At 63.3% G+C, this 22,886-nt stretch carries 24 protein-coding genes; 7 read left to right on the forward strand and 17 right to left on the reverse strand.

All coding sequences use genetic code 11. From position 1 onward, the window contains the following. Window positions 1–52 precede the first annotated feature (52 nt). Genes AC3D25_RS10040 through AC3D25_RS10050 form a run of 3 tightly spaced genes read right to left on the reverse strand, consistent with a single transcriptional unit; the run spans window position 53 to window position 2,819 of the window. Window positions 53–841 carry a TatD family hydrolase gene (locus AC3D25_RS10040; protein ID WP_488888256.1) on the reverse strand — a complete coding sequence of 263 codons (789 nt, stop codon included), beginning with the start codon at window positions 839–841 and terminating at the stop codon, window positions 53–55. 15 nt (window positions 842–856) lie between these two features. Further along, window positions 857–1,573 (reverse strand): lipoprotein-releasing ABC transporter ATP-binding protein LolD, encoded by a 717-nt coding sequence (gene lolD / locus AC3D25_RS10045; protein WP_488888257.1) that lies wholly within the window; start codon window positions 1,571–1,573, stop codon window positions 857–859. Continuing rightward, window positions 1,566–2,819 (reverse strand): lipoprotein-releasing ABC transporter permease subunit, encoded by a 1,254-nt coding sequence (locus AC3D25_RS10050; protein WP_488888258.1) that lies wholly within the window; start codon window positions 2,817–2,819, stop codon window positions 1,566–1,568. Before AC3D25_RS10050 ends, lolD begins: the two co-directional genes overlap by 8 nt. Before the next feature lie 188 nt (window positions 2,820–3,007). Between AC3D25_RS10050 and AC3D25_RS10055 the strand changes: the two genes are divergently transcribed. From AC3D25_RS10055 to AC3D25_RS10075, 5 genes are all read left to right on the forward strand, one after another. Beyond that, entirely contained in the window at window positions 3,008–4,114 is a 1,107-nt protein-coding gene (locus tag AC3D25_RS10055) for a regulator (protein WP_488888259.1), read from the forward strand. A 26-nt stretch (window positions 4,115–4,140) separates the two neighbouring features. After that, window positions 4,141–5,847, forward strand: a complete 1,707-nt coding sequence (gene recJ, locus AC3D25_RS10060; RefSeq protein ID WP_488888260.1) for a single-stranded-DNA-specific exonuclease RecJ — start codon at window positions 4,141–4,143, stop codon at window positions 5,845–5,847. A 122-nt stretch (window positions 5,848–5,969) separates the two neighbouring features. Next, window positions 5,970–7,074, forward strand: a protein-coding gene (prfB, locus tag AC3D25_RS10065) for a peptide chain release factor 2 (RefSeq protein ID WP_488888261.1) whose coding sequence is annotated in 2 segments (ribosomal slippage) — window positions 5,970–6,041 and window positions 6,043–7,074 — 1,104 coding nt in all. Because the reading frame shifts where the segments join, the coding sequence is not laid out codon by codon here. A 134-nt stretch (window positions 7,075–7,208) separates the two neighbouring features. Continuing rightward, the gene (gene lysS / locus AC3D25_RS10070) at window positions 7,209–8,735 is read left to right on the forward strand and encodes a lysine--tRNA ligase (RefSeq protein ID WP_488888262.1); all 1,527 of its coding nucleotides are present in this window, start codon (window positions 7,209–7,211) and stop codon (window positions 8,733–8,735) included. A gap of 299 nt (window positions 8,736–9,034) precedes the next feature. Continuing rightward, window positions 9,035–9,748 carry a glycine zipper 2TM domain-containing protein gene (locus AC3D25_RS10075; RefSeq protein ID WP_488888263.1) on the forward strand — a complete coding sequence of 238 codons (714 nt, stop codon included), beginning with the start codon at window positions 9,035–9,037 and terminating at the stop codon, window positions 9,746–9,748. 117 nt (window positions 9,749–9,865) lie between these two features. Here the strand turns inward: AC3D25_RS10075 and iscX are convergent, their stop codons facing one another. The 10 genes from iscX to AC3D25_RS10125 all read right to left on the reverse strand — a co-directional run bounded on the left by iscX (window position 9,866) and on the right by AC3D25_RS10125 (window position 16,757). Beyond that, window positions 9,866–10,063 carry a Fe-S cluster assembly protein IscX gene (gene iscX, locus AC3D25_RS10080; protein WP_488888264.1) on the reverse strand — a complete coding sequence of 66 codons (198 nt, stop codon included), beginning with the start codon at window positions 10,061–10,063 and terminating at the stop codon, window positions 9,866–9,868. A 14-nt stretch (window positions 10,064–10,077) separates the two neighbouring features. Next, the gene (gene fdx, locus AC3D25_RS10085) at window positions 10,078–10,419 is read right to left on the reverse strand and encodes an ISC system 2Fe-2S type ferredoxin (protein ID WP_488888265.1); all 342 of its coding nucleotides are present in this window, start codon (window positions 10,417–10,419) and stop codon (window positions 10,078–10,080) included. A gap of 29 nt (window positions 10,420–10,448) precedes the next feature. Continuing rightward, on the reverse strand, window positions 10,449–12,314 hold the full coding sequence (gene hscA, locus AC3D25_RS10090; RefSeq protein WP_488888266.1) for a Fe-S protein assembly chaperone HscA: 1,866 nt from the start codon (window positions 12,312–12,314) through the stop codon (window positions 10,449–10,451). Between the two features lie 108 nt (window positions 12,315–12,422). After that, window positions 12,423–12,953: a Fe-S protein assembly co-chaperone HscB gene (hscB, locus tag AC3D25_RS10095; RefSeq protein ID WP_488888267.1), complete on the reverse strand. Its 531-nt coding sequence runs from the start codon at window positions 12,951–12,953 to the stop codon at window positions 12,423–12,425. Between the two features lie 96 nt (window positions 12,954–13,049). Next, the gene (iscA, locus tag AC3D25_RS10100) at window positions 13,050–13,373 is read right to left on the reverse strand and encodes an iron-sulfur cluster assembly protein IscA (RefSeq protein ID WP_488888268.1); all 324 of its coding nucleotides are present in this window, start codon (window positions 13,371–13,373) and stop codon (window positions 13,050–13,052) included. 135 nt (window positions 13,374–13,508) lie between these two features. Next, window positions 13,509–13,937: a Fe-S cluster assembly scaffold IscU gene (gene iscU, locus AC3D25_RS10105; RefSeq protein WP_488888269.1), complete on the reverse strand. Its 429-nt coding sequence runs from the start codon at window positions 13,935–13,937 to the stop codon at window positions 13,509–13,511. A gap of 47 nt (window positions 13,938–13,984) precedes the next feature. Continuing rightward, complete coding sequence (locus AC3D25_RS10110; RefSeq protein WP_488888270.1) at window positions 13,985–15,208, reverse strand: IscS subfamily cysteine desulfurase; 1,224 nt, start codon at window positions 15,206–15,208, stop codon at window positions 13,985–13,987. Between the two features lie 67 nt (window positions 15,209–15,275). Further along, entirely contained in the window at window positions 15,276–15,803 is a 528-nt protein-coding gene (gene iscR, locus AC3D25_RS10115; protein WP_488888271.1) for a Fe-S cluster assembly transcriptional regulator IscR, read from the reverse strand. Between the two features lie 108 nt (window positions 15,804–15,911). Next, on the reverse strand, window positions 15,912–16,394 hold the full coding sequence (locus AC3D25_RS10120; protein WP_488888272.1) for a low molecular weight protein-tyrosine-phosphatase: 483 nt from the start codon (window positions 16,392–16,394) through the stop codon (window positions 15,912–15,914). 132 nt (window positions 16,395–16,526) lie between these two features. Next, a complete protein-coding gene (locus tag AC3D25_RS10125; protein ID WP_488888273.1) occupies window positions 16,527–16,757 on the reverse strand; it encodes a hypothetical protein in 231 nt (76 codons plus the stop codon). Between the two features lie 283 nt (window positions 16,758–17,040). Between AC3D25_RS10125 and AC3D25_RS10130 the strand changes: the two genes are divergently transcribed. Beyond that, the gene (locus AC3D25_RS10130; RefSeq protein ID WP_488888274.1) at window positions 17,041–17,652 is read left to right on the forward strand and encodes a hypothetical protein; all 612 of its coding nucleotides are present in this window, start codon (window positions 17,041–17,043) and stop codon (window positions 17,650–17,652) included. Window positions 17,653–17,749: 97 nt separating this feature from the next. On the opposite strand, the gene AC3D25_RS10135 is transcribed toward AC3D25_RS10130, so the two are convergent. Both AC3D25_RS10135 and AC3D25_RS10140 read right to left on the reverse strand, forming a co-directional pair. Further along, a complete protein-coding gene (locus AC3D25_RS10135; RefSeq protein WP_488888275.1) occupies window positions 17,750–19,162 on the reverse strand; it encodes a lactate utilization protein B in 1,413 nt (470 codons plus the stop codon). Window positions 19,163–19,184: 22 nt separating this feature from the next. After that, window positions 19,185–19,907 carry a (Fe-S)-binding protein gene (locus AC3D25_RS10140; protein WP_488888276.1) on the reverse strand — a complete coding sequence of 241 codons (723 nt, stop codon included), beginning with the start codon at window positions 19,905–19,907 and terminating at the stop codon, window positions 19,185–19,187. Window positions 19,908–20,097: 190 nt separating this feature from the next. On the opposite strand from AC3D25_RS10140, the gene AC3D25_RS10145 reads away from it, so the two are divergent. Continuing rightward, complete coding sequence (locus AC3D25_RS10145; protein ID WP_488888277.1) at window positions 20,098–20,895, forward strand: IclR family transcriptional regulator; 798 nt, start codon at window positions 20,098–20,100, stop codon at window positions 20,893–20,895. Window positions 20,896–20,971: 76 nt separating this feature from the next. Here AC3D25_RS10145 and pbpG read toward each other — a convergent pair whose 3' ends face one another. Beyond that, window positions 20,972–22,177 carry a D-alanyl-D-alanine endopeptidase gene (gene pbpG, locus AC3D25_RS10150; RefSeq protein ID WP_488888278.1) on the reverse strand — a complete coding sequence of 402 codons (1,206 nt, stop codon included), beginning with the start codon at window positions 22,175–22,177 and terminating at the stop codon, window positions 20,972–20,974. Beyond that, on the reverse strand, window positions 22,177–22,524 hold the full coding sequence (locus AC3D25_RS10155) for a hypothetical protein (protein WP_488888279.1): 348 nt from the start codon (window positions 22,522–22,524) through the stop codon (window positions 22,177–22,179). The genes pbpG and AC3D25_RS10155 overlap by 1 nt, the downstream gene beginning before the upstream one ends. Window positions 22,525–22,886: the final 362 nt, after the last annotated feature.

The following is a 22,886-nucleotide window of genomic DNA, read 5'->3' on the forward strand; positions in this document are numbered from 1 at the left end:
GCCCGCCCGCCGATGAACCCACGTCATCGGCGCCTGCATTCGGTCGAAACGATTATGGCGCGGCGTTCGCGAGCCGGGGCAGCGCGGCGTGAGCGTTAGCCGTTGTGCCTATGGAAAGGGCTTCTTGCGTAATGCCGCGCAAGTCGGCGAGCACCGCCGCGATGCCGGGAACCTGGTCGGGCGCGTTGCGCTCGCGATAACGCCACGACGGCGCGATATCGGGTGCGTCGGTTTCAAGCACGATCGCGTCGAGTGGCAATTGCTCGGCGAGCCGGCGAATTTGCCGCGCGCGCTCGAACGTCAGATTGCCGCCGAACCCCAGATGCATGCCGTGCGCGATAAACGCCTCGGCCTGCTGGAAACTGCCGTTGAACGCGTGCGCGATCCCGCGCCGCACCGCGTGAACGCGCAGCCCTTTGAGCACTTTGTCCTGCGATTTCCGGACATGACAGATCACCGGAAGATCGAATTCGCGCGCGAGTTTCAACTGCGCGTTGTAGAAGAACTGCTGGCGGGCGTCGTCGAGAGTCGGAACGAAATAGTCCAGCCCGATTTCCCCGATTCCCACGAAAAGCGGATCGTCGAGGCTCGCCACGATCTGCTCGCGCAGCACGCGCAAGTCGTCGTCTTGCGCGCGCGGCGTGAAGAGCGGATGAATGCCGAGGGCATACGCCCCGCCGTCGATCCGGTGCGCCAACGCGCGCACGGTGTCGAAATTGGCGCGATCCACGCCCGGAATCACGATGCGCGACACGCCCGCCCGCCGCGCGGAACCCGCGACCTCGTCGCGGTCGGCGTCGAATTCCGATGCATCGAGGTGGCAGTGCGTATCGATCCACATGGCGTCGAGTGAAAACTAGACCGGAACGGACGGCTCTTCGTGCAGCACGCCGTCGCGCAGTCGCATGATGCGGTCGCAGCGGGCGGCCAGATCGGGGTCGTGCGTGACGATCACGAAGCTCGTTTCGAGCGTGCGCGACAGTTCCAGCATCAGGTTGAAAACGGTGTCCGCCGTGCCGCCGTCGAGATTGCCGGTCGGTTCATCGGCGAGCACGCACGCCGGATGCGTGACGAGCGCGCGCGCGATTGCAACCCGTTGCCGCTCGCCGCCCGACAGTTCGCCCGGCCGATGCTTCGCGCGATGCCCGATGCCCACGCGCTCCAGCATCGTCATGGCTTCGCGGCGCGCGGCATCCTCGCTCATCCGGCGAATTCTGAGCGGCATCGCGACGTTGTCGAGCGCCGTAAATTCCGCGAGCAGATGGTGAAACTGATACACGAAACCGAGCGCGCGGTTGCGCAGTTCGTTGCGCTCGCGTTCCTTCAGTTGCGTGAAAGGCTTGCCGAGCAGCGACACCTTGCCCGCGCTCGGTTCGTCGAGACCGCCGAGGACGTGCAGCAACGTGCTCTTGCCCGAGCCCGACGCGCCGACGATGGCGAGTTTCTCGCCCTTGCGCACTTCCAGTTGCGCGTTGTCGAGCACCTGCACGTTGAAGCCGCCCTGCACGAAGGTTTTCGAAATGGACGACGCTTCAAGGACGATATCGGGACGATTCATGGTGGAATTATTCATAACGCAGCGCCTCCGCCGGGCGCACCTTCGCGCCGCGCCAGCTCGGGTAGAGCGTCGCGAGCGACGACAGCACGAACGCGATCAGGCCGATCTTCGCGACATCGGCGGGGACGAGTTCAGCCGGCAACTCGCTGATGAAGTACACCGACGGCGGCAAGAACTGCACGCCGATCAGATGTTCGATCATCGGCACGAGCCACGGAATGCTCCACGCGATCAGGCAGCCGAGCGAGACGCCGATCGCCGTGCCGATAAAGCCGATCGTCACGCCCTGGATCACGAAAATTTTCATGATCGAACCCGGCTGCGCGCCGAGCGTGCGCAGGATCGCGATATCGGCCTGCTTGTCGGTCACCGTCATCACGAGCGACGACACGAGATTGAACGCCGCCACCGCAATGATCAACGTGAGAATGATGAACATCATGCGTTTTTCGATCTGCACGGCGGAGAACCACGTCTTGTTCTGCTGCGTCCAGTCGCGAATGTAGAGATCGCCGGAGAGCGTGTGCGCAAGCTGGCGCGCGACTTCGGGCGCGCGCTGCATGTCCTTCAGCTTGAGCCGCACGCCGGTCGGCGCGGGCAGCCGGAACAGCGCCTGGGCATCGTTGATCGAGATCAGCGCGAGTGTGGAGTCGTATTCGTAGTGTCCCGATTCGAACACGCCGACCACCGTGAACTGCTTCAGGCGCGGCATCATGCCGGCCGGCGTAATCGTGCCTTCCGGCGCGACGAGCGTGATTTTGTCGCCGGTCGTCACGCCGAGATTCGTGGCGAGATCCGCGCCGAGCACGATCCCGAACGTGCCGGGCGCGAGATTGGCGAGGCTCCCCGCGCGCATTTCGCGGCCGATATCCGACACTTCCGGCTCCAGCGACGGCTCGACCCCGCGCAACGCCACGCCGCTCACCGCACCCTGGCGCGTCAGCAGCGCCTGCGCTTCGACATAAGGCGCCGCGCCGATCACTTCCGGATTGCGGCGCGCTTCCTGCGCAGTCAGTTGCCAGTTGGGCATCGAACCGGTCGGGGAAAACACTTCGACGTGCGCAAGCACGGACAGCATCCGGTCGCGCACTTCCTTCTGGAAGCCGTTCATCACCGAGAGCACGACGATCAGCGCCGCGACGCCGAGCGCGATGCCCGACATGGAAACCAGCGCGATGAACGAGATGAAACCGTTGCCGGTCGTGCGTTTGCCGGCGCGCGTATAGCGCCAGCCGATCTGCCATTCATAGGGAAGTTTCAAGCGATTCCTTTCAGCGTTCTTCGTTTCTTTCATCGCACGCCGGAGTTCCGTGCAGCTTGAGGCGGGACGCCGGGTGAGATTGTTTTATGCGTGTGTTCGCAACTTGGCGGCGGTGTCGTGCAGAATCCGGGCCCGCCCGGCGATTCAGGCCGTCGCCCGCACCGGCCAACCGCGAAGTTTGCCATACAATGCCGAGCATCATGCCTCTTCACGATCTTCACCTTCTCTTGCCGTTCGCGCTGCCGCCCGCCGCCGACGCCGCTACCGCGCTGCACAACTTGGAGCGTCCGGCGCTTGAAAAGTTGCTGGCGCGCGCGACGCTCGACGAGCGGGTGATCGGCGAGGATTTCCAGCGCACGCTGCCGCACGAACGCTGGATCGCGCGTGCATTCGGCCTCGCCGACGGCACGGACCCCAGCAGTCCCGCCGGCGACGAAGCGCCGCTCGCGCCCTACATGCTGCTCGCCGATGGCGGTACGCCGGGCGAGCTCGCATGGGCCTGCGTCGAGCCGGTTCATGTGCGGATCGCCCATGACCATCTCGTGCTGATCGACCCGGCGACGCTCGACGTCACCGCCGACGAAGCGCGCGTCCTGCTCGCCGCCGTGCAGCCGCTAATCGAGGATCTCGGCATTACCGTGCAGGCGCCGCGCGCGATCCGCTGGTACGTCGCGGGCACGACTCTCGGCACGCTCACGGGCGCGTCGCCGCTCAGGGCGAGCGGGCGCAATATCGAAATCTGGCTGCCGCACGAAGCCCGCACCGGCGAACGCTCGCGCGCGTGGATGAAGCTGCAGAACGAAGTGCAGATGGGCTGGTTCGAGCATCCGCTGAACGAAGCGCGCGAGGCGCGCGGCCTGCCCACGATCAATTCGATCTGGCTGCACGCGCAAGGTACGTTGCGCTCCGTCACGAGTCCGTTCGCCCGCGTGATGTCCGACGCCGCCGCGACACGCGGTCTCGCGCTCGCCGCCGATCTCGTGCCGCTCGCACCGCCCGCCTCGTTCGCCGCGCTGCACGACGCCAATGCCGATGCGCCAGGCCGCACGCTCGTGGAACTCGATCCGTTTTCCGCGCCGTTCATCGAACAGGACTGGGCGCGCTGGAACGCGGCGCTCAATCAGCTCGAAGCCGACTGGTTCGCCCCCGCGCTCGCCGCGCTTCAAAACGGCACGCTCGGCACGCTGCGCCTCACGCTTTGCAGCGATACCGGTTCGGTGACATTGACCGTCACGCGCGGCGCGCTGCGCAAATTCTGGCGTCGCCGTCCGATCGCCGCGCTGTTGATCGAGTAACGCTACCGAACGAAGGCTATATCCGCATGACCCGAATCGTTACTCGCGCCGCATCCCCTGTCGATGCCGCCGTGCTCGCCCGCAACGGCCTGCACCCCGTGATGGCGCGCCTGTATGCGTCGCGCGGCATCACGTCGCCGGAAGAAATCGAGACCGAACTCAAGAAATTACACGCGCCCGCCGGGCTTCGCGGCTGCGAGGACGCCGCCGTCGTCCTCGCCGATGCGCTCGCCGCCGGCCGCCGGATGCTGGTCGTCGCCGATTACGACTGCGACGGCGCGACGGCCTGCGCGGTCGCCGTGCGGGGCCTGCGCATGTTCGGCGCGCAGATCGATTATCTGGTGCCGAACCGCTTCGAATACGGCTACGGACTGACGCCGGAAATCGTCGAACTGGCCGCGCGGCGGCCGTCGGGCAAACCGGATCTGCTGATTACCGTGGATAACGGCATCGCGAGCGTGGACGGCGTGGCGGCTGCGAACGCGCTCGGTATCGACGTGCTCGTGACCGATCACCACCTGCCCGGCGACGAATTGCCCGCCGCCGTCGCCATCGTGAATCCGAACCAGCCGGGCTGCACGTTTCCGAGCAAGTGCATCGCGGGCGTCGGCGTCATGTTTTACGTGCTGCTCGCGCTGCGGGCCGAATTGCGCCGCCGCAACGCGTTCACCGAGGCGTTGCCGGAGCCGCGCCTCGACGGCCTGCTCGACCTGGTCGCGCTCGGCACGGTCGCGGACGTCGTGAAACTCGATCCGAACAACCGCATTCTCGTCGCGCAGGGTCTCAAGCGGATTCGCGCGGGACGCATGCAGCCGGGCATCGCCGCGCTCTTTCGCGCCGCCGCCCGCGACGCGCGCGCGGCGTCGGGCTTCGATCTGGGCTTCGCGCTCGGGCCGCGGCTGAACGCAGCGGGCCGGCTCTCCGACATGTCGCTCGGGATCGAATGCCTGACCACCGACGATATCGGCCGCGCGTGGGCGCTCGCCCAGCAACTCGATTCGATCAACCGCGAGCGCCGCGAAATCGAAGCGGGCATGCAGCAGCAGGCGCTCGACGAACTCGCCACCATCGACCCGGCCGACTCCGCGACGCTCACGCTGTTCAATCCGGGCTGGCATCAGGGCGTGATCGGCATTGTCGCGGGACGGTTGAAGGAGCGCTTCCACCGGCCCTCGTTCACCTTCGCGCACGCCGACGAAACCGGCGTGCTGTCGAAAGGCTCCGGCCGCTCGATTCCGGGTTTCCATCTGCGTGACGCGCTCGACCTGATCTCGAAGCGCGAGGCCGGGATGATCGTCAAGTTCGGCGGCCACGCGATGGCGGCCGGCATGACCATCGTCACCGCCGATATCCCGCGCTTTACCGCCGCGTTCGAAGCCGTCGGGCGCGAATGGCTGACGGCGGACACGCTGTCGCGCGTGGTCGAAACGGATGGCGAGCTCGAAGACGCCTATTTCACGCCGCAATTCGTCGAAATGATCGACGCGGCGGTGTGGGGCCAGGGCTTTCCCGCGCCGGTGTTCTCGGGCGAATTCGAGGTGGCGTCGCAGGCGCTGGTGAAGGACAAGCACCTGAAACTGCAGCTTTTGCGCGGACGCCAGCGGTTCAGCGCGATCTGGTTCAACCATATCGAGCCGCTGCCGCAGCGCACGACGGTCGCGTACCGGCTCGTGAGCGATACGTGGAACGGCGTCGCGCGCGTGCAGATGATCGTCGAGCACGCGCTTGGGTGAGCGGTTCGATTGCGGACGGCAAAAAAGCACGCCGATGCGCGCCGGAAAAGGCGCACACCCGCGCTAACCCTATGTCCGATAAGCTATAATTTGCGTTTTTCACGAAGCAGAAAAGCCATCTCATGGAAGCGGAACGTCTCAACGCGATCGAAAGCCTGCTGTCCGACCTGCGCCGCCGCGCGGGCGAGCTACGGGGGTATCTTTGACTACGACGCGAAATCCACGCGCCTGACCGAAGTCAACCGCGAACTCGAAGACCCGAACGTCTGGAACGACTCCAAGAACGCGCAAGCGCTTGGCCGGGAAAAGAAACTGCTCGAAGGCGTCGTCATGTCGCTCGCCACACTCGACGACGACCTGCGCGACACGCAGGATCTCTTCGACATGGCGCGCGAGGAAAATGACGAGGACACGCTCGTCGCGTGCGAGGCCGATGCCGCCGGGCTGCAAAAGCGCGTCGAAGGCATGGAATTCCGCCGGATGTTCTCGCACCCGGCCGACCCGAATAATTGCTTCATCGACATTCAAGCGGGCGCGGGCGGCACGGAAGCCTGCGACTGGGCGGCGATGCTGCTTCGCCAGTACGTTCGCTACTGCGAGCGCAAGGGCTTCAAGACCGAAGTGCTGGAAGAATCCGAAGGCGACGTCGCGGGCATCAAGAGCGCGACCATCAAGGTCGAAGGCGAATACGCGTACGGTTTCCTGCGGACCGAAACCGGCGTTCACCGGCTCGTGCGCAAGTCGCCGTTCGATTCGTCGGGCGGACGCCACACGTCGTTTTCGTCGGTGTTCGTGTACCCGGAAATCGACGATTCGATCGAAATCGAGGTCAATCCGGCCGATATCCGCACCGATACGTATCGCGCGTCCGGCGCGGGCGGCCAGCACATCAACAAGACCGATTCGGCGGTGCGTCTGACGCACGCGCCGACCGGCATTGTCGTGCAGTGCCAGAACGACCGCTCGCAGCACCGCAACCGCGCCGAAGCCATGCAGATGCTGAAAGCCAAGCTCTACGAGTTCGAAATGCGCAAGCGCCAGGCCGAACAGGACAAGCTCGAATCGAGCAAGACCGATGTGGGCTGGGGCCATCAAATCCGCTCGTACGTGCTCGATAACAGCCGTATCAAGGATCTGCGCACGAACGTCGAAATCAGCAACACGAAGGCCGTGCTCGACGGCGACCTCGACGACTTCATCAGCGCCAGCCTGAAACAGGGCGTCTAAGCGCAAACGGCGCGGCTCGATCCAGGCCGCGCCGCGTCGTTTCAGGACCGCGCGGTGCCCATGCGCGCTGTCATGGCATTTCATGCCGAACCGCGCCAGCCCGCATCTCCGACCGAATTCAAAAGCGAACCACCATGACCGAACCGACCCAGACGAGCGCCGCTCCCGAACTGGAAGAAAACCAGATCGTCGCTGAACGCCGCGAAAAGCTGCGCGCGCTGCGCGAGCAAGGCATCGCCTATCCGAACGACTTCCGCCCGACGCATCAGGCCGCGACCTTGCAAGCCGAGTACGCGGAGCACGACAAAGACGCGCTCGAAGCCAATCCGTTGCCCGTCGCGCTGGCCGGCCGCATGATGCTCAAGCGCGTCATGGGTAAGGCGAGCTTCGCGACCGTGCAGGACGGCAGCGGCCAGATCCAGTTCTTCATCACGCCCGCCGATGTCGGCGCAGAAGTCTACGACGCGTTCAAGAAGTGGGATCTAGGCGATATCGTCGCGGCGAAAGGCGTGCTGTTCCGAACCAACAAGGGCGAACTGTCGGTGCGCTGCACGGAATTGCGGCTGCTGTCGAAGTCGCTGCGTCCGCTGCCGGACAAGTTCCACGGTCTCTCCGACCAGGAAATGCGCTATCGCCAGCGCTATGTCGATCTGATCGTCACGCCGGAAACGCGCCAGACCTTCGTCGCGCGCACGAAGGCGTTCTCGTCGATCCGCAATTTCATGGCGAAAGCGAACTTCATGGAAGTCGAAACGCCGATGCTGCACCCGATCCCGGGCGGCGCGGCGGCGAAGCCGTTCGTCACGCATCACAACGCGCTCGACATGCAGATGTTCCTGCGTATCGCGCCGGAACTGTATTTGAAGCGGCTGATTGTCGGCGGCTTCGAGCGCGTGTTCGAAATCAACCGGAATTTCCGTAACGAAGGCGTGTCGCCGCGTCACAATCCGGAATTCACGATGATGGAGTTCTACGCCGCGTACACGGATTACCAGTGGCTGATGGACTTCACCGAAGAACTGATCCGCCAGGCCGCCATCGACGCGCGCGGCAGCGCCACCATCACGTATCAGGGCCGCGAACTGGATCTGGCGAAGCCGTTCCATCGTCTGACGATCAGCCAGGCCATTCAGAAATTCGCGCCGCAATACACGAACGAGCAACTCGCCGACGACACGTTCCTGCGCGCCGAGCTGAAAAAATTCGGCGTCGATCCGTCGCAGCCGGCGTTCCTGAACGCGGGCATCGGCGCGCTGCAACTCGCGCTGTTCGAGGAAACGGCCGAGTCGCAATTGTGGGAGCCGACTTTCATCGTCGATTACCCGATTGAAGTGTCGCCGCTCGCGCGGGCTTCGGATACGGTCGATGGCATCACCGAGCGTTTCGAGCTGTTCATCACGGGCCGCGAAATCGCCAACGGTTTCTCGGAGCTTAACGATCCGGAAGACCAGGCCGCGCGCTTCCAGAAACAAGTGGATCAGAAAGACGCCGGCGACGAAGAAGCGATGTTCTACGACGCCGACTATATCCGCGCGCTCGAATACGGCATGCCGCCGACGGGCGGCTGCGGGATCGGTATCGACCGGATGGTGATGCTGCTCACCGACAGCCCGAGCATCCGCGACGTGATCCTGTTCCCGCATCTGCGTCGCGAAGACTGATTTTTGTCGCACGATGCATCGAAGAACGCGCGCCCATCCGGCGCGCGTTTTTTTTTGGCGCTGGAACCGTGCGTAGTTTGTAACTATCGGTAAAAGCCGTCGATTCGTCTGACGCGCAACCGCGCCCTCGCCGCGTCTCGCGGGCTTCGGCACGGAGCACGCGATTGCTGGAGGAACATTGGTTACAGATTGAAATGCGTGCCGGTACGCTTTGGCCGACACTGCAACACTAGGCGATTCGGCTTAGACTTTTCCGATTCCGGAATCGATTTCCACTCTGCTCAGACGGAGGTTCAAAAATGGACAACACACAACAGACCACGCCCAATGGCGACGGCCGTCGCCGTCTGCATCCGCTGGTCGCAACGGCTGCGGGTGCGGTGATCGTCGCGAGTCTCGCGGCTACGGCTGCGGTGACGGGCTTGTTCCCGAAAGCGTCGAGCAACGACGCGCAGAACGCCCAGACTCAGGCTGCGGTCGTCGCACCTCAGGCCGCCGATACCCAAGCGCAACAGCAGGCAGCGGCGCAGGCGGCGGCTCAGCAAGCGGCCCAACAACAGGCCCAGCAACAGGCCGCACAACAAGCCGCGGCTCAACAAGCTGCGGCTCAACAAGCGGCTGCTCAACAAGCCGCCGCGCGGCAAACCGCCCAACAGCAGCCACCGCAACAACCCGCCTACTGCTCCTCGTGCGGCACGGTCGAATCGATTTCGGCGGTACGTCGTGAAGGCCAAGGCACTGGCATCGGCGCAGTGGCGGGCGCGGTCGGCGGCGGGGTTGTCGGCAATCAGTTTGGCCGGGGCAGCGGCCGCACGGCGATGACGCTCCTCGGCGCACTCGGCGGCGGTCTCGCGGGCAATTCGGTCGAGAAACACGTGCGCAGCGAGACGGATTATTCGGTTCACGTGCGGATGGAAAACGGCAAGACGCGCACGTTCACGTATCGCGACACGCCGCCGTTCAGTCAAGGCGAACGCGTGCATGTGCAAAACGGCACGCTCGTCGCGGGTTAAAAGCAAAGCTTAGAAACACGCCCCGAAAGCAAAACGGCGATTCCTCGCGGAATCGCCGTTTTGCTTTTGCTTGCAGCTTCAAGTCGAGCGCCATGACATGCGCGCTCAGAATGTCGATCAATAATCCGCGTCTTCGATCCACGCCGCCTGAATGGCTTCGAGAATCTTCTCGTTCGACTTCGTGGGATCGTCGTCGAAACCTTCCAGTTCCGTGATCCAGCGATGCAGGTCCGTGAAACGCACGTATTGGGGATCGATGTCCTGATGCGCGTCGGTCAGTGCCATCGCGATGTCTTGCGTGTCTGTCCACTTCATGGCGAGCGCTCCTGTCAGTGATTTTCTTTCGCGTGATTGATGGTGTAGCGCGGAATTTCGACCACCAGATCCTCCCCCGCCGGCACCATCGCCTGACATGATAACCGCGATGTCGGCTCGAGACCCCAGGCCTTGTCGAGCAGATCGTCCTCGTCTTCCCCGGACGGCACGAGCGCGTTGAAACCCTCGCGGATGATGACGTGGCACGTCGTGCACGCGCACGACTTCTCGCACGCGTGTTCGATCTCGATGCCGTTATCCAGCAGATTGTCGCAGATGCTCTTGGCGGTATCGGCGTCGATCACCGCGCCGTCCGGGCACAGTTCCACATGAGGCAGTACAACGATTTGGGGCATGGGGCAATTCCGTGTGTTCGGGTATTCGTTCAGATGTCGTCGAGCTTGCGGCCCGCGAGTGCGCGGCGAATGCTCTTGTTCATGCGGCGCGCGGCGAATTCGTCGGTGGCGACCGAAAGCGTTTTCGTGGCCGCTTCGATCGCGTCCACCGCGTCGCCGTTAGCGACCGCTGCCAGTTCCGCGACGCGTGCGTCGACTTCAGCGCGTTCGTCGTCGTCGAGCAGTTCGGGGTCGGCTGCAAGCGCAGCCTGAGTCGCTTCGACGAGGCGTTGCGCATCGACCTGTGCCTCGCGCAGCGCGCGGGCGCGCATGTCGATCTCCGCCGTGTTGAAGCTGTCTTCGAGCATGCGCGCAACGTCGTCGTCGGCGAGACCGTAGGATGGTTTCACCACGACCGATGCTTCCACGCCCGATTCCTGCTCGCGCGCGAACACGGAAAGCAGGCCATCGGCGTCCACTTGATACGTCACGCGGATGCGCGCGGCGCCCGCGGCCATCGGTGGAATGCCGCGCAATTCGAAGCGCGCGAGCGACCGGCAATCCGACACCAGTTCGCGCTCGCCCTGCACGACGTGGATCGCCATCGCGGTCTGGCCGTCCTTGAACGTCGTGAAGTCCTGCGCGCGCGCGACCGGGATGGTCGAGTTGCGCGGGATGATTTTCTCCGTCAGGCCGCCCATCGTTTCGACACCGAGCGACAGCGGAATGACGTCGAGCAGCAGCCAGTCGTCGCCTTCGCCGCGACGATTGCCGGCGAGCAGATCCGCCTGAATCGCGGCACCGAGCGCGACGACCTGATCGGGATCGAGATTGGTCAGCGGCGGCTGGCCGAAATGCGCTTCGACCGCGCGTCGCACGACCGGCATGCGCGTCGCGCCGCCGACCATCACGACGCCCTTGACGTCCGCCGTTGCCACCTTCGCGTCGCGCAGCGCGCGGCGCGTAGGCGCGAGCGTGCGGGCGACCAGCGCTTCGACGAGCGCGGCGAATTCGGCTTCCGTCACCTTCACATCGACGTTTTCGCCGCTCGAAAGCGCAGCTTGCACGCACGTCTCCGATACGTCCGACAACGCTTCCTTCGCCGTGCGCACGCGGTCGAGCAAGAGCCGCACGTCTTCGGGCGTCGAAGGCGTGACGCCCGCCGCCGCGATCGCGTGCCGATACAGCGCGTGGTCGAAATCGTCGCCGCCGAGCGCGGAATCGCCGCCCGCCGCGAGCACCTCGAACACGCCCTTCGTGAGCTTGAGAATGGACAGATCGAACGTGCCGCCGCCGAGATCGTAGACCGCGTAGATGCCTTCCGAGCCGTTGTCGAGACCGTAGGCGATCGCCGCCGCTGTCGGCTCGTTCAGAAGACGCAGCACGTTCAGGCCCGCGAGTTTCGCTGCGTCCTTGGTGGCCTGGCGCTGCGCTTCGTCGAAGTACGCGGGCACCGTGATGACCGCGCCGACGAGGTCGTCGCCGAGCGAATCTTCCGCGCGGTAACGCAGCGTCGCGAGAATCTCCGCCGACACTTCGACCGGACTCTTCACGCCGTCGATCGTGCGAATCTGCACCATGCCGGGGGCATCGACGAAATCGTAGGGCGCGTTTTCCGCCCCTTCCACTTCGCTCTTGCCACGGCCCATGAAGCGCTTGACCGAGACGATGGTATTGCGCGGATCGAGCGCCGCTTCGTCCTTCGCGATCCGGCCGATCCGCCGCCCGCCTTTTTCCAGATAGCGCACGACCGACGGCAGCAACAGATGGCCGTCTTCGTCGGGCAGCACTTCGGGCACGCTGTTGCGAACGGCGGCGACGAGCGAATTGGTCGTGCCGAGATCGATGCCGACCGCGATTCGCCGCTGATGCGGCGCGGGTGCCATGCCGGGTTCTGAGATTTGCAGTAAAGCCATCGTTGTTCTATTGGGGAATGTGTTGCGGCGTAGGAGACGACGAGCCGATAACGGCGCGGCCGGTAACGGCGTGGCCGATAACGGCGTGGCCGATAACGGCGCGGCCGATCAAGCTTGTTCGAGCTTCTCGATCTGCGTGCCGATCTCGCTCTCGACGCGTTCGATGAACATCAACTGACGCACCGCTTCGCTCGCAGCCTGATCCGAGCGGCTATCGATCAACGCCGCGAGCTTGTCGAAACGCACTCGCGCTTCGCCGCGCAGTTCGTCGAGCAACGCTTCGAGCGCGCCGAGATTCTTCGCGCCCGCCGCGTCTTCGATGGTTTCGCGCCATTCCATTTGCTGCATCAGGAAGGCCGGCTCCATCGCCGTATTGTTCTCCGCGCCCACGTCGATCCCGCGCAGCGACAGCAGATACGTCGCCCGTTTCAGCGGATGACGCAACGTCTGATAAGCCTCGTTCGCGCGCGTCGCCCATTGCATCGCGATGCGCTTTTGCGCGTCGCCGGCCGCTGCGAAACGGTCCGGATGCACTTGCGCCTGCACGGTGCGATAGGCGTCGTCGAGCGTTTGCGCGTCGACCGCGTAGGTCGGCGGAAGATTAAACAAGTCGAAGTGACTGTCGGTGAGCGAAGCCATGATGACCGGGGATCCAGAACTAGAACACGCAGCAAGAACACGCGCCACGAATGAAAAAGGCGGCACACGCCGCCTCTCTGACTGACTGCCCGCGCATCAGACGCGGAACGACTCGCCGCAGCCGCACTCGTCCTTCGCGTTCGGATTATTGAAGCGAAACCCTTCGTTCAGCCCTTCGCGGGCGAAGTCGAGCTCGGTGCCGTCGAGATACGCGAGACTTTTTGGATCGATGATGATCTTCACGCCCGCCGACTCGAACACCTTGTCTTCAGGCGCCAGTTCGTCGACATATTCCAGCTTGTAGGCGAGTCCCGAGCAGCCCGTCGTGCGCACGCCGAGGCGCAGGCCGACGCCCTTGCCGCGGCGGGCCAGATACTTCTGCACGTGCTGTGCTGCCTTATCCGTCAACGTGATTGCCATAGTCTTTTATTCCCGCAGCCGCCTGGCTGTTACGCCACGCTTCTATGCGTCGCGCGCGCGGCTTTATCCGCATCGAAAATCAGGGGCGATACGCGGAGCTTCCGCACGTCGCCCTTTACACTCATGTCGCGTCACTTACGCCGCGTGTTGCTTTGCGGCTTCCGGCGCGGCTTCTGCCGTGCCCGCGCCATGGCGCTGCTTGTAATCGGCGACCGCTGCTTTGATCGCGTCTTCCGCGAGGATCGAGCAGTGAATCTTCACCGGCGGCAGCGCGAGTTCTTCCGCGATCTGCGTGTTCTTGATGGTGAGCGCCTGATCCAGCGTCTTGCCCTTCACCCACTCGGTCACGAGCGAGCTGGACGCAATCGCCGAGCCGCAGCCATACGTCTTGAACTTCGCATCTTCGATCACGCCGTCCGCGCCCACGCGAATCTGCAGCTTCATCACGTCGCCGCACGCCGGCGCGCCGACCATGCCCGTGCCGACCGTGTCGTCGTCCTTGCCGAACGAACCGACGTTGCGCGGGTTTTCGTAGTGGTCCAGAACCTTGTCGCTATATGCCATGATTCAAACTCCTTTCGTATTCCGTGTATGTCTGCAGCGCGTAGCGCTTAATGCGCGGCCCACTGGATGGACGAGATGTCGATACCGTCCTGATGCATTTCCCACAGCGGCGACAAATCGCGCAGCTTGGCGATCTTGCTCTTCAGCAGGTTGATCACGTAATCGACGTCCTGCTCGGTCGTGAAACGGCCGACCGTGAAGCGGATCGAGCTATGCGCCAGTTCGTCGTTGCGGCCGAGCGCGCGCAGCACATACGACGGTTCCAGCGAAGCCGACGTGCAAGCCGATCCCGACGACACCGCCACGTCCTTCACCGCCATGATCAACGACTCGCCTTCGACAAAGTTGAAGCTGATGTTCAGGTTGTGCGGCACACGCTGTTCCATGTGGCCGTTCACATAGGTCTCTTCCATTTCCGAAAGACCCGCGAGCAACCGGTCGCGCAGCATGCGGATGCGTTCGTTTTCCGTTGCCATTTCTTCACGCGCGATCCGGAACGCCTCGCCCATGCCGACGATCTGATGCGTCGCGAGCGTGCCCGAACGCATGCCGCGCTCGTGACCGCCGCCGTGCATCTGCGCTTCGATACGAATACGCGGCTTGCGGCGCACGAACAGCGCGCCGATGCCCTTCGGGCCATACGTCTTGTGCGCCGAGAACGACATCAGATCCACTTTCTGCTTTTGCAGGTCGATCGCGATCTTGCCCGTGGCCTGCGCGGCATCGACGTGGAAAATGATGCCCTTTTCACGCGTGATCTCGCCGATCGCGGCGATGTCCTGAATCACGCCGATCTCGTTGTTCACGCTCATCACCGACACCAGAATCGTGTCCGGGCGGATCGCCGCCTTGAGTACGTCGAGGTCGACCAGTCCGTCGTCCTTCACATCCAGATACGTGACTTCGAATCCTTCGCGTTCTAGCTCACGGGTGGTGTCGAGCACGGCCTTGTGCTCGGTTTTCACCGTGATGATGTGCTTGCCCTTGCTCTTGTAGAAATGCGCCGCGCCCTTGATGGCGAGGTTGTCCGACTCGGTTGCGCCCGACGTCCAGATGATCTCGCGCGGATCGCAGTTCACCAGCGCGGCGACGTTCTCGCGCGCTTCCTCGACCGCACGTTCCGCGTCCCAGCCGTACTGGTGGCTGCGCGACGCCGGATTGCCGAACTGCTCGCGCAGGTACGGAATCATCTTGTCCACCACGCGCGGGTCGATCGGCGTCGTCGCGCTGTAATCCATGTAAATGGGCAGGTGGGGAATATCGTTGTTCATCAGTCGCTCCGGGAATTTTGAGTCTTGGCTCGTGGGATCGTGTGCGGCGAAATGCGATCGACCACCGTCAGCCAGCCAGGTTGAAAACGGAATTCGGTCCTTTCGGCACGACGCGCGCGGCGTCCACGCTCGCCGGCTCGGCGCGGCGATCGCGCAGCACCGAGGCGCTGCCTTCGCGCGCGCGCTGCTGATCCACCAGGTCCTTGAGCGAGACCGAATCGAGATACTCGACCATCTTCTGGTTGAGCGTCGACCACAGTTCGTGCGTCATGCAATGGCCGTCGTGCTGCTTCGTGCCTTCGCAGGTGCCCTTGCCGCCGCACTGCGTGGCGTCGAGCGGCTCGTCCACCGCGATGATGATGTCGGCCACCGTGACGTTCTCGGCGCGGCGCGCGAGATTGTAGCCGCCGCCCGGTCCGCGAACCGATTCGACGATCTCATGCCGGCGCAGCTTGCCGAAAAGTTGCTCGAGGTACGAGAGCGAGATGTGCTGGCGCTGGCTGATACCTGCCAGCGTCACCGGGCCCTGCTCCTGGCGCAATGCCAGGTCGATCATCGCCGTGACGGCGAAACGGCCTTTCGTGGTGAGTCTCATAGTTTGGGGGCTACCGCTAATACTCGATGATTTTCGTCAAGTATAAATAGCCTACGAATTTAGTCAAGTTCTCGATCAGGAAATCTATAGGAAATTACTTAATGCGGGCTAGGCGACGAGTTGCGCGCGCAACGCGTTGAGCAGGCCTTCACAGGCGTCCTCGCATTGATCTAGCACGCGTTCGAAGCCCTCGTCGCCGCCGAAATACGGGTCCACGACGACGCGGCTGTCGTCGCGCGTCGCGAATTCCATCAGCAGACGGATTTTGTCGCGGTATTCGGGCGGACAGACGTCGGCTAGCGCGGATGCGTTGGCGTCGTCCATCGCGATGATCAGGTCGAAACGCGCGAAATCGGCCGCGCCGATCTGGCGTCCGCGCAGCGCCGAGAGATCGTAGCCACGACGTTTCGCGGCGCGTTGCGCGCGCTCATCGGGCGGCTGGCCGATATGCCAGTCGCCGGTGCCCGCCGAATCGACCACGATCCGCCCACCGAGCCGCGCGGCCGCCACCTGATGCAACATCACCGCCTCCGCGCTGGGCGAGCGGCAGATGTTGCCGAGGCAGACAAAGCAGACGGCGATGGTGGTCATCGGAATCCAGTGGAAGCGTGGGCGTGGGCGCGCGAGATTCGCGTAAGCGCTTCCGGGCGGTCCGCTCGAAGCGCACCGAATTATACAAAAGCGCGGTAAAACGCGCGCGGCCGGCCCGAGCGTCCAGCTAGCTTACAGCGCCTGCTGGACGGATTCCGCGCGGCCGGGCATTGCGTCCATGGCGTCCGGCTCGACGAGTCCAAACGAAATCGCGCGCGCGAATTCATCGCTGACGCTGGCGGCGGTGATCTGGGCGTGCGGCAGCGTGTCGGCGCGTTTCGATCCGAAAGCGTTGAGATAAGCAGCAAGCGCGATAGGCACGAACATCGCGAGGGGCCAGTAGGTCGATATTGTCTTTTTCATGATGGCGGTCTTTTGTGCGTCGCGTGGGCTGACAGGCCCACTTTCCGACAGCTAGATTTTAAGGGTTTGCCCTTATCTTAAAAAGATCGCTCAGAGCAAAGCAGCGTTGCGCTGGGAACAATAGAAAGATTCGTTGCCCGAGAAGGTCGTGTGACGGTCGCGCGACGGTCGCGTGACTCCAGGACGCAACTGGTTACGAGCGGTCATAAAACCTTACAAACTTATCGCGATAACGAGCTGATCGCGATGTCAGAGTAAGTAATCAGTCAAGGTAATCCTCACCATGAAATTTGCCGCCGCTACACTCATCGCCGCCTCGGCCGCCCTTCTGGGCGGCTGCGCGGTCTATCCCGACGGAACGCCCGCCTATGGTGGCGGCTATCCGGCGACCTATGACCCCGGCCCCGGCTACTACGGCGGCCCCGTTGTGCAGTCGGGCGTGTATATCGGCGGCGGAAGCGGTTACTACGGCGGCGGAGGCGGCGGCTACTACGGCGGCCCGCCGCAAGGTCGCTATTGGGATGACGGCCCCGGATACCGGCATGGTCCCGGCTGGAACGGCAATCAGGGATACGGCGGCCCGCCGCGCGGGAACGGTGGTCCCGGCGGACCCGGACCCGGCGGCCACAGCGGGCAAGGACCGCAGGCGAACGGCGGAAATCACGGCGGGCCGCCGCCTCAGGCCGGCAACGGCGGACAACGGCCACCCGAGCCCGGCCCGGGGCGCGCGGTCGGCGGACGTCCACCCGGCGCGACGGGGAACGCGGCTCCTCCGCCCCAGCAGGGCGGTGGCGGCGGCGGTGGAAACTACCGCGTAAGTGGTGGTGGCCAAGGCGGCGGCCAAGGCGGTGGAAATCGCGGCGGCAGCCAGCCTCACGACGGATCCAGCCGCTAATTACCTTCGCTGGTCGGTAAAAATTAAAAGCCCGCACGGAACTCAATTCCGTGCGGGCTTTTTTGCATCCTCGACGCTCATTTGCCGCAAGTCCGCGTCAACCCAAATGCGAGTGATGCGCCTTGTACAACTCGCGGAACGTCCGTCCGACGGGCGCGGGCAGATCGCGGGTCTGCGTCCAGCCGCTGCCGAGCGGCAGGCGCGCGATCGCTTTCCGGTTTCCGCCCATGCGCTCCAGAATTCGCACCGATGCCTTCGTGAATAACGCATAGAGCGTCGGCCGCCGCGCCAGATAACCCCAGAACGCGAGCGCCGCGCGCTCCGACCACGGGCGCAGCCGCCGCTCGACCTGCTTCTCGCGCAATTTCCGCAATAGATCCGACAGTGGAATCCCGACCGGACACACGCTGTTGCACTCGCCGCACAGCGTCGCGGCTTGCGGCAAATCGAGCGCCCGCTCGATGCCCGTATAAGCCGGCGTCAGCACGGACCCCATCGGCCCCGGATAGACCCATCCGTACGCGTGTCCGCCGATCTTCTGATACACCGGGCAATGATTCATGCACGCGCCGCAGCGAATACAGCGCAGCATTTCCTCGAAGTCGCCGCCGATCAACCCGCTGCGCCCACCGTCGACCAGCACGAAATACATATGCTCCGGCCCGTCCAGTTCGCCCTCGGCGCGCGGTCCGGTCAAGAGCGAAAAGTAGTTCGACGTGGTCTGGCCAGTCGCCGATCGCGGCAGCAGCCGCATTGCGGTGGCGAGGTCTTCCAGCGTCGGCAACACTTTTTCGATACCGGTCACGGCCACGTGCACGCGCGGCATCACGGTACACATGCCCTCGTTGCCCTCGTTCGTCACGACCGCGACCGAACCGGTCTCGGCAATCACGAAGTTCCCGCCCGTCACGCCCATATCCGCCGACATGAAGTGCGGCCGAAGCACCTCGCGCGCTTCCCGCGTCATGTCGGGAATCTCGGTCAGTCGCGGCTTGCCGTGCGTTTTGGCGAACAGATCCGCAATCTCGTCCTTATCCTTATGCACGACGGGCGCGATGATGTGGCTCGGCGGCTCGTTGTCGTTGATCTGCAGGATGTATTCGCCGAGATCCGTCTCGATGGACTGCACGCCCATCTCGCCCAACACGCGGTTCAACTGCATTTCCTCGGTGACCATCGACTTGGTCTTAATGATCTTTTTCACGTCGTGTTTGCGGGCGATATCCGCGACAAGCCGCGCCGCATCGCGCGTCGATTCGGCGAACAACACCGTCGCGCCGCGCCGGGTCGCCTCGCGCTCGAAGGTTTCGAGCCACACATCGAGGTTGGCGATCGCCCGGTCGCGCCGTTCCTTCAACGCGGCGCGGGTCGCCTCGAAGTCGATCGCGGTGATCGCGCTGGCCCGTGCGCTGACGAATTTCGTCGATAGTTTTGTGAGATTCTGTTGCAGCCGCTGATCGGCGAGCTTGGCGCCGGCGCGCGCCTTGAACTGCATGGTTTGAGCTTGCATGGCGGGTCCGGTGGTCGAAACGTCAGGCGTCGCCCGCGAGCACTTGCGCGATATGCAGCACGCGCGTCGTGACATCGCCCGTGCGCCGCAAGCGCCCTTCTATATTGAGCATGCAGCCGAGATCGCCGAGCACGACGGCCGGCGCGCCGCTTTCACGAATATTCGCGCACTTTTCATCGACGATCGCCGTCGAAATGTCGCCGTACTTCACCGCGAACGTTCCGCCGAAGCCGCAGCAGTGCTCGCAACCCTTCATTTCGACGATCGGCACGCCCGCATCGGCGAGTAGCGAGCGCGGCTGGCTCTTGACGCCGAGTTCGCGCAATCCCGAACAGGAATCGTGATAGGTCACGGCACCTTCGAACACACCCGGTTCGATGCGCGCCTTCGCCACGTTGACGAGAAAATCGGTCAATTCATAGACGCGCGACTGAACCCGCGCGTAGCGGTTCATCAGTTCGGGGTCGTCGCGGAAAAGATCGCCGTAGTGCGCGCGGATCATGCCGCCGCACGATCCCGACGGAACCACGACATAATCGAACTGTTCGAACTCGCGCAGCGTTTTTTCGGCGAGATCGCGCGCAAGCGGCCGATCGCCGGAGTTGTAGGCCGGCTGGCCGCAGCAGGTTTGCGCGGGCGGCACGATGACCTCGTGGCCGGCGGCCTCGATTAGCTTGACGACGGAAAAGCCGATATCCGGGCGCATCAAATCGATCAGGCACGTGACGAACAATCCGACTCGCATGGGCACTCCTTTCTTGATCCGAGCATGAAACTGCCCTGATTATCCGCGAAACGGGGCGCTGCGCGAACGTTTTGCGCGATGCGCGGCTCTCTTCCCTAGAGCCCCTACTCGCGCCAGCCGCTTAGTTTCTTTTCACGATACGAGATACAATCGTCGTTCCGCTGTTTGACGCGTCAACCGATTTTTCACGATGAGCGATACAAACCTGGAATCCAAGACGTCCATTCAGGTGATCGAACGCATGATGCGGCTTCTCGACGCACTCGCCGCGCATACCGATCCCGTCAGCCTGAAAGAACTCGCCCAGAGCACGGAACTGCATCCGTCGACGGCGCACCGCATCCTGAACGACATGGTGCTGTGCCGTCTCGTCGATCGTTCCGATCCCGGCACGTACCGGCTCGGCATGCGCCTGCTCGAACTCGGCAATCTCGTGAAGGCGCGGCTCTCGGTACGCGAAGCGGCCATGCCGCCGATGCGCGAACTGCATCGCCAGACCGGGCAGACGGTGAATCTCTCGGTGCGTCAGGGCGACGAGATCGTCTATATAGAGCGCGCCTATTCCGAACGGTCGGGCATGCAGGTGGTGCGTGCCATCGGCGGGCGCGCGCCGTTGCACCTCACCTCGGTCGGGAAGCTCTTCCTCGCCGCCGACGAATCCGCCCGCGTGCGCGCCTACGCCACGCGGACCGGCTTGTCGGGACACACGCAAAACAGCATCACCGATCTTTCCAAACTCGAACGCGAACTAACCTTCGTGCGCCAGCAGGCATGCGCGCGCGACAACGAGGAACTCGAACTGGGCGTGCGCTGCATCGCGGCGGGTATCTACGACGACACCGGCCGGCTGGTCGCCGGGCTGTCGTTGTCGGCGCCAGCGGATCGTCTGCAGGACGCGTGGCTCAACCAGTTGAGCCATACGGCGCTCGAAATTTCACGCTCGCTTGGCTACCGGCCGGATAACGTCGCCGATTCGCAGCAGCGCTGAGAAAGTCTCGAAGCATCATAGAAAAAGCCGGATCGTCGTGAGACGAATCCGGCTTTTTTGCTGACTCGGCGGAGACTCAGGTTCCGCTGCCGCCTGCGTCGGCGCTCGTGATACGCGGCTCGCCCGCAGTATCGAGATAGGAACGCAGACGCCCGGCGTCGGCGAAGCGCGAATACTTACCCGACGAATCCAGCAGCACCATCACGACCTGACGATCGTGAATGGTGGCCTGCATCACCAGGCACTCGCCCGCTTCGTTGATGAACCCGGTCTTTTGCAGCCCGATATCCCACGACGGATTGCGGATCAGCGCATTCGTGCTGTTGTAAGCCAGATTGCGCTTGCCGGTGTAGACCTCGTAACTGCGATCGGTCGAGAACTTGCGAATCAGCGGATATTGATACGCCGCGTTGACCATCTTCACGAGGTCGCGCGCGCTCGACACGTTCAGGCTCGTGAGTCCGGTCGAGTTTTCGAAATGCGTGTCGGTCATGCCGAGGGACTTCGCTTTCGCGTTCATCGCCGCGATAAATGCCGGACGGCCGCCCGCGACATAGCGCGACAACGCCGCTGCGGCGCGGTTTTCAGACGCCATCAGCGCGATATGCAGCATATCTTCGCGACTCAACGTCGATCCGACCGCGAGGCGCGAACCCGTGTACTTCTCGTAATCCTTGTCTTCGTCGGTGACCTGGATGTCGTCGGTCAGCGGCGCCTTCGAATCGAGCACGACCATCGCGGTCATCAGCTTGGTGATCGACGCGATGGGCACGACGGCGCGCGAGTTTTTGTCGAAGAGCGTTTCGGCAGTGTTCTGGTCGACGACATACGCGACGCTCGAACGCAGCGCCAGCGTGTCCGGCGTCTCGTGCAGGCCGAACGCCTGACCGACCGACGGCGGCCGCGGCTGGAACGCGACCGAGCGCACCGCGGCCCGACGCCCGTGCGGATCCATCTTGTAATTAACGCGATGACGTTTCGAAACCCGGGGCGCGTCGTCGTCGGCATCGGCGGCGGCGGCTACTTTCGCGCCCTTCGACGATTTGGCTGACGCAACGGACCGGGTTTTGGCGGATTTGACACGAGCGGGCGCAGCGGCGCTCGAACTCACTTTCTTGGGGGATTTCGACGCGGAAGTGGTTTGTGCAGCGGTCTTTGCGAAGGCCTCGCCGGGCGCGGCCGCAAAAGAGGTCGCGACCGCGAGAGACACGGCCACCGACATTGCGGTCCGGAGCGCCACGCCTTGCATCACTTTCAGCGACGAAAACATTTCGGTTTTCATTAGTGTTCTGTTCTGGGGCGGCGAGAGAGTACCGCCAGTGTAGTAAAGCTACGAAATTTAAGCAATATTAAGCACTTATCGACGATCGTTAAACCGTGTTGTAAGCAACGGTTCGAACGGCCAATAAGAACCGCTATGTCGATCGTCAAAATCGATCGCGCTGCGAAGCAGAAAGCACCGAAAAGCATGCCCACGCCGGGGCTATCCATGCTTAACGGCAAAATATTCAGCAACTTGAATGAATTGTCGACTTCCAGACTGCCCGGCCTCGTTCTATCGAACAGTTCTTCGAAGAAACGGCCGGAACGTGATTGCCGAATGGCAACCGGCGGTTCGACTGCAATCAATTATTAACGTTCCTTCCCATCGTTCGGTTTACGGACTTATCTTAAAAATAGTCCGGGAGTGTATCGGGAACGCGCGTGCTCTGCCCGGTCCGGTTTCGTCCCTCCGCCTGCCAAAATAATTTCGCTGAAAGTCCCGGAAACCTTGCCCCGCCATGGTGCGCAGGCTTTTCGAGACAGCTTCGAAAAAACGTTCGACCGTTCGCGTAAACCCTTGTTTAATAAACCATTTAGTACGAATGCTGCGGCGCACAAAAAGCGCTTGACAACGTTTTGGATATCTCTAAAATGGGTCTCATGTTGCGACGCACCAAAACGCCGTTGCACAACCGGCAGGACGGATGTCCGTTCACCGTTAAAACCCA

This window comes from Caballeronia sp. SL1002 (assembly GCF_057814995.1).